This window comes from Gilliamella sp. Fer4-1, assembly GCF_001690515.1.
Taxonomy (GTDB): Bacteria; Pseudomonadota; Gammaproteobacteria; order Enterobacterales; family Orbaceae; genus Gilliamella; species Gilliamella apicola_C.
Window position 1 is genome coordinate 1 of the sequence record NZ_LZGZ01000003.1, and the last position, 5,352, is coordinate 5,352.

The 5,352-nt window shown below is 36.2% G+C and carries 5 protein-coding genes; 2 read left to right on the plus strand and 3 right to left on the minus strand.

Features of this window, described 5'->3' with window-relative positions; all coding sequences use genetic code 11:
- Positions 1 to 383: 383 nt before the first annotated feature.
- On the plus strand, positions 384 to 1,760 hold the full coding sequence (gene ppnN / locus A9G30_RS00045; protein WP_065579918.1) for a nucleotide 5'-monophosphate nucleosidase PpnN: 1,377 nt from the start codon (positions 384 to 386) through the stop codon (positions 1,758 to 1,760).
- Between the two features lie 118 nt (positions 1,761 to 1,878).
- On the opposite strand, the gene radA is transcribed toward ppnN, so the two are convergent.
- The 3 genes from radA to A9G30_RS00060 all read right to left on the minus strand — a co-directional run bounded on the left by radA (position 1,879) and on the right by A9G30_RS00060 (position 4,772).
- The gene (gene radA / locus A9G30_RS00050; RefSeq protein ID WP_065567398.1) at positions 1,879 to 3,258 is read right to left on the minus strand and encodes a DNA repair protein RadA; all 1,380 of its coding nucleotides are present in this window, start codon (positions 3,256 to 3,258) and stop codon (positions 1,879 to 1,881) included.
- Positions 3,259 to 3,267: 9 nt separating this feature from the next.
- Positions 3,268 to 4,242, minus strand: a complete 975-nt coding sequence (gene serB, locus A9G30_RS00055) for a phosphoserine phosphatase (RefSeq protein ID WP_065587681.1) — start codon at positions 4,240 to 4,242, stop codon at positions 3,268 to 3,270.
- A gap of 188 nt (positions 4,243 to 4,430) precedes the next feature.
- Positions 4,431 to 4,772: a winged helix-turn-helix transcriptional regulator gene (locus A9G30_RS00060; RefSeq protein ID WP_065567396.1), complete on the minus strand. Its 342-nt coding sequence runs from the start codon at positions 4,770 to 4,772 to the stop codon at positions 4,431 to 4,433.
- A 108-nt stretch (positions 4,773 to 4,880) separates the two neighbouring features.
- On the opposite strand from A9G30_RS00060, the gene A9G30_RS00065 reads away from it, so the two are divergent.
- Positions 4,881 to 5,352 (plus strand): NAD(P)H-dependent oxidoreductase (locus A9G30_RS00065; RefSeq protein WP_065587682.1); only part of this gene is annotated, 472 nt, incomplete at its 3' end.

Consider the following 5,352-nt stretch of genomic DNA (forward strand, 5'->3'; position numbering starts at 1 on the left):
GTCTAACATAGGCATTATTTTTTGACTATGAACAAGTTGATTTTTATTAACCTATTTCCACTTAAAAATCAGCCAGAAAAGTTATTGATTTTATTTAATTTTTTATTTTAACTTTTTTAGATTAAATTTTAAACTTGGTAAAGTGAAGAAAGTAGAAAGGCGATTGCTATCCATTATAATCACCTTTCTAGGAAAGAACGATACCCAATTTTCGTATTATTACCAACCGAAAAGAATAAAAATACAGAAATCCTATAGTTAAAACAATGTCTAGCAAAATAATGCGGTTATTTGATTTTATCCAATTTATCCCCTTTACTTATTCAATCAGTTTGAGTATATAATAGCCACCTTATCGATAAAACCATCAAATGGAGGTTGTGATGATAACCCATATTAGCCCTTTAGGATCAATGGATTTGCTTGCTCAAGCTGAAGTCGATATTCTAAAAAAATCTGCCAATAGTGAGCTTTATCAATTATATAGAAACTGTTCGCTAGCAACACTCAATGCAGGTAGTAAAACCGATAATACTAAAGATTTGCTAGATAGATTTAAGTCTTTTGAAATTAATGTCATTAGTAAAGAACGTGGCGTAAAATTAGAGCTCATTAATGCACCTGAAAGTGCCTTTGTTGATGGGCGAATTATTCGTTCAATCCAAGCAAACCTTTTTGCCGTGCTGCGCGATATTCTTTTTTTAAATAGCCAAATCAGTGCCATTAAAGAACTTATCTCCAATATCAAATTTGAAAGAGATCATTCGTTTTATATTACAAACTTGGTTTTTTCAATTTTACGTAATGCCAATGCGCTACATGTGGGGGAAGAGCCTAATTTGGTTGTCTGTTGGGGAGGGCATTCAATTAACGAAAATGAATACTATTATGCACGACAAGTCGGTATGCAACTGGGTTTGCGCGAGCTGAACATTTGTACTGGTTGTGGGCCGGGTGTGATGGAAGCCCCGATGAAAGGCGCAGCGGTTGGTCATGCTCAGCAACGTTATAAAGAAAGTCGCTTTATTGGCATGACTGAACCTTCAATTATTGCAGCCGAGCCACCTAATGCATTAGTAAATGAACTGATTATTATGCCTGATATCGAAAAACGCCTTGAAGCTTTTGTACGTATGGCGCATGGTATTATCATATTTCCTGGAGGCCCAGGAACAGCCGAAGAGTTACTTTATATTCTTGGTATTTTATTAAATCCAGCCAATAAACATCAAACATTACCGCTGATATTAACGGGGCCTAAAGAGTGTGAGGAGTATTTTACTGCTATTGATAATTTTATTCGTAGTACATTAGGTGATGAGGCAACGAAATTATACCAAATCGTGATCGACTCACCTGAACAAGTGGCTCGTATTATGAAAGATGGTGTTAAGCATGTTAAATCTTCTCGTTTAAAAACAGGTGATGCTTATGGATTTAACTGGCTACTAAAAATTGATGAACCACTACAACACCCTTTTGAGCCAACCCATGCCAATATGGCTTCATTAAATCTTCATCGAAATCAACCTGTTGAATTATTAGCAGCCGATTTACGCCGAGCATTTTCGGGAATTGTAGCGGGTAATGTAAAAGAATTCGGTATGAAGGAAATTGCTAAGCATGGCCGATACAAATTGCAAGGTGATCCCGAAATCATGAAGCAACTCGATAATTTATTACGTAGTTTTATTAAACAAGATCGAATGAAATTACCAGGAGGAAGCGCCTATCAACCTTGTTATGAAATTTGTTATTAACAAGAATATTAGCGAGTAATTTAATCGCGTGTAAATGTTATCTTGCCGCCGATACGATTATCGGCGGAGTGATTTAATCGATTGATAGTTAATTTTTTATTAATCATTTATATCGCTTTTAAAAATCACCTAAAATATCTAGCGCTTCAGACACTTTTTTCACGGCAAAAATCTGCATATTTTCGGGCTTTTTCTTGGGCATATTAGCGATTGGCACAATCGCTTTTTTAAAGCCATGCTTAGCCGCTTCAGAAATACGCTCTTGCCCACTTGGTACGGGGCGAATTTCACCACCAAGACCTATCTCGCCAAAAATAACGACATCTTGTGGTAATGGGCGATTACGAAAACTTGATACTAATGCGGCAATCAATGCCAAATCAGCGCTAGTTTCAGTGACTTTAACGCCGCCAACAACATTCACAAAAATATCTTGATCGGCCATTTGTAATCCACCATGCCTGTGTAACACTGCAAGCAATAATGCCAGCCTATTTTGATCAAGGCCTACTGTCACACGCCTTGGGTTGCCATACATCGAGTGATCAACCAATGCTTGGATTTCAACTAGCAATGGGCGAGTACCTTCCCACAATACCATAACCGAACTGCCGGGTAGCATTTCCTCACCACGACTTAAAAAGATGGCGGATGGATTGCTGACTTCTTTAAGCCCTTGCTCGGTCATCGCAAACACACCTAACTCATTTACCGCCCCAAACCGATTTTTATGGCTACGCAATGTTCTAAAACGAGAATCAGCATCACCATCTAATAAAACGGAACAGTCAATGCAGTGCTCAAGCACTTTAGGCCCTGCTAGCGAGCCATCTTTCGTCACATGCCCAACCATTATAATGGCAATACCTTTTGTTTTTGCAAAGCGCGTTAAATAAGCGGCGGTTTCTCGAACCTGCGCAACACTCCCCGGTGAGGATTGAATATCAGCAAGATGCATAACTTGTATAGAGTCAATCACCATTAATTTAGGTTGCGACTGCTCAGCCAATAAGCAGATTTGTTCTATACTGGTTTCTGATAACATATTAAGATTATCAGCAGGTAAACCTAATCGGTGTGCACGCATGGCTACTTGCTGAAGTGATTCTTCACCCGTCACATAAAGCGTATTCATTTGTGATGAAAGCTTACTCATGGTTTGTAGTAATAAGGTACTTTTACCTGCCCCGGGATTACCACCAATTAAAATCGCACTACCCGGCACAACGCCCCCACCAAGCACACGATCAAATTCGGAAAAACCGGTTGAAAATCTTGGTAACGCTTCTAAACTGATTTCGGATAATTTTTGAATTTTTGTTTGACCAACACCACTACCTGCGTAACCCGTTAATCGATCATTGCGCGTTGAAGTACTTGCTAGTCTAACTTCAGTAATGGTATTCCAAGCATGACAAGCACTACACTGACCTTGCCAACGAGGATAATCTGCTCCACAATCATTACAAACATAAGCACGTTTAACGGTTTTTGCCAATTTAATCTCCTAACCTTCACTTAATAAACTGGTTGATAAAATACACCATAATCCAGTTAAATCTGCATAATTAATACTAATTTTAGCCTTTTCAACCACTTTAGGTTTTCCATGATAGGCAACGCCTAAACCCGCAATACGTAGCATCATTAAATCATTGGCGCCATCACCAATAGCCACCGTTTGCTCAATAGGTATATCAAGTGATGCCGCTAATTGTTGTAAAGTTCGCGCTTTATACTTTGCATCGACAATTTGACCAATTACTTTGCCCGTTAATTTATTATGTTTGACTTCTAATTCGTTAGCATAAACATCCGCTAATTTTAGTTTCTGCTTTAAATGATCAGCAAAATAGGTAAATCCTCCTGATGCAATAGCAACATGCCAATTTTTTTTATGCAATTCTTTGACTAAATAGGTCAATCCAGGAGTAAGCGGTAAGTTATCTTTTACTTGTTGTAAAAGATCTTGATGTGCTCCTTTTAAAGTTGCCACCCGATTTCGTAAACTGGTTGCAAAATCAAGCTCACCATGCATTGCTTGTTCAGTCACAGCCGCAACTTGCTGACCTACACCATATAATTTAGCCAGCTCATCTATGCATTCAATTTTGATTGCCGTTGAATCCATATCCATAACCAATAATCCTGGTGAATGGAGTGTTGGTAAATTATCAATTGGCGATACATCGATGCCTAATGTTAATGAAATAGCTTTGGCTTTTTTAGGCATAACGCCAGCAATACGGACAATCTGATAAGTTTTTATTTTCCAAGATGAAACAATTACCATTGGCATAGCAAGTTGTCTTTGAAATTTTGAGAGTAACGTTTTATTTAACTTCTTCCCATAAATAATCCAACCCGTTTTACCGGCATTGTAATCTAATGGAACTACTTCACAACCATTTAAAGATAAAGGTAAACCTTGCCAATGTTGGATATTTTCAGGTAAATCATTGTAGGTGAGAGTATAAGCCATATCTGAACATCTTTATAAGATAAAACAAGCCCAAAATTTATCACAACTACTAAAGATTGTCCAAATTAGGATTGTGTGATTTTTTTAGTTTTTTATACTTAAACACATAGTTATCTGAAACTTTTTTAACAAAATAGATAAATCCGTAGGTTGCCTTTAATCATTCCACCTCAATGCTTATATCAATCTTAAATATTCAACGCCCATGAACAAAGTTGCTCTAATACAGGCCCTAATTTTTCGCCAAATGGCGTTAATTTATAGAAAACTTTTAAAGGGGGTTTATCACCAAAAACGTGTCGAGTAATTAACCCATCTTCCTCTAATTTTTTAAGTTGTATACTTAATGTCATATCGGTAATATGAGGAATAATGGTTTTCAATTCGCTGAATCTTTTTTCACCAAAAAGCAAATAATAAAGTATTACCCCTTTCCATTTTCCACCAACTAAATCCATTGCCAAACTAATAGGGCAATAATAAGTTTTATTGTTATAACGTTTTAATGGTCTTTGTTCATCTATTTGCATTAATTCACCTAACTATCAAGTTTGATAGATATTGCTATAAGTTTATTTACAAATAAACTAATTAGAGTAACTATCATTTTAACAGCAAAAAAGGAAAAAAGTATCATTATGACATTAATTATTTTAGGTCACCCCAATATTAAACAGTCTATCGCCAATAAAACAATTATCGAAACATTACAAGATAAAGTTGAGGATATTGAAATTCGCAATATTCACAAGCTTTATCCAAACTATCAAATCAATGTACAAGAGGAGCAAGCCGCATTACTCAGACATGACCTTATCGTTTTACAATATCCAATGTATTGGTTTAACATGCCGGCAATATTAAAAATATGGTTTGATGAAGTATTTACTTACCAATTTGCTTATGGCTCCAAAGGCGATAAATTAAAAGGTAAAAAACTATTACCAAGTTTAACCATAGGACAACAAGAACAAAATTATAAAAAATATCACAACGATTTAATGGATAATTTATTAGAGCCCGTCAAAGTATCAACTTTATATACGCAAATGGAATATCTGCCACCAATACTTTTATATGGTATTTCACCAGAGATTGAAGAAATGCAAG

What these genes read in the sequence shown, in the direction of transcription:
- ppnN (WP_065579918.1), top strand. Translation starts at nt 384, where the DNA reads ATGATAACCCATATTAGCCCTTTAGGATCAATGGATTTGCTTGCTCAA.
- serB (WP_065587681.1), bottom strand. Translation starts at nt 4,242, where the DNA reads ATGGCTTATACTCTCACCTACAATGATTTACCTGAAAATATCCAACAT.
- A9G30_RS00060 (WP_065567396.1), bottom strand. Translation starts at nt 4,772, where the DNA reads ATGCAAATAGATGAACAAAGACCATTAAAACGTTATAACAATAAAACT.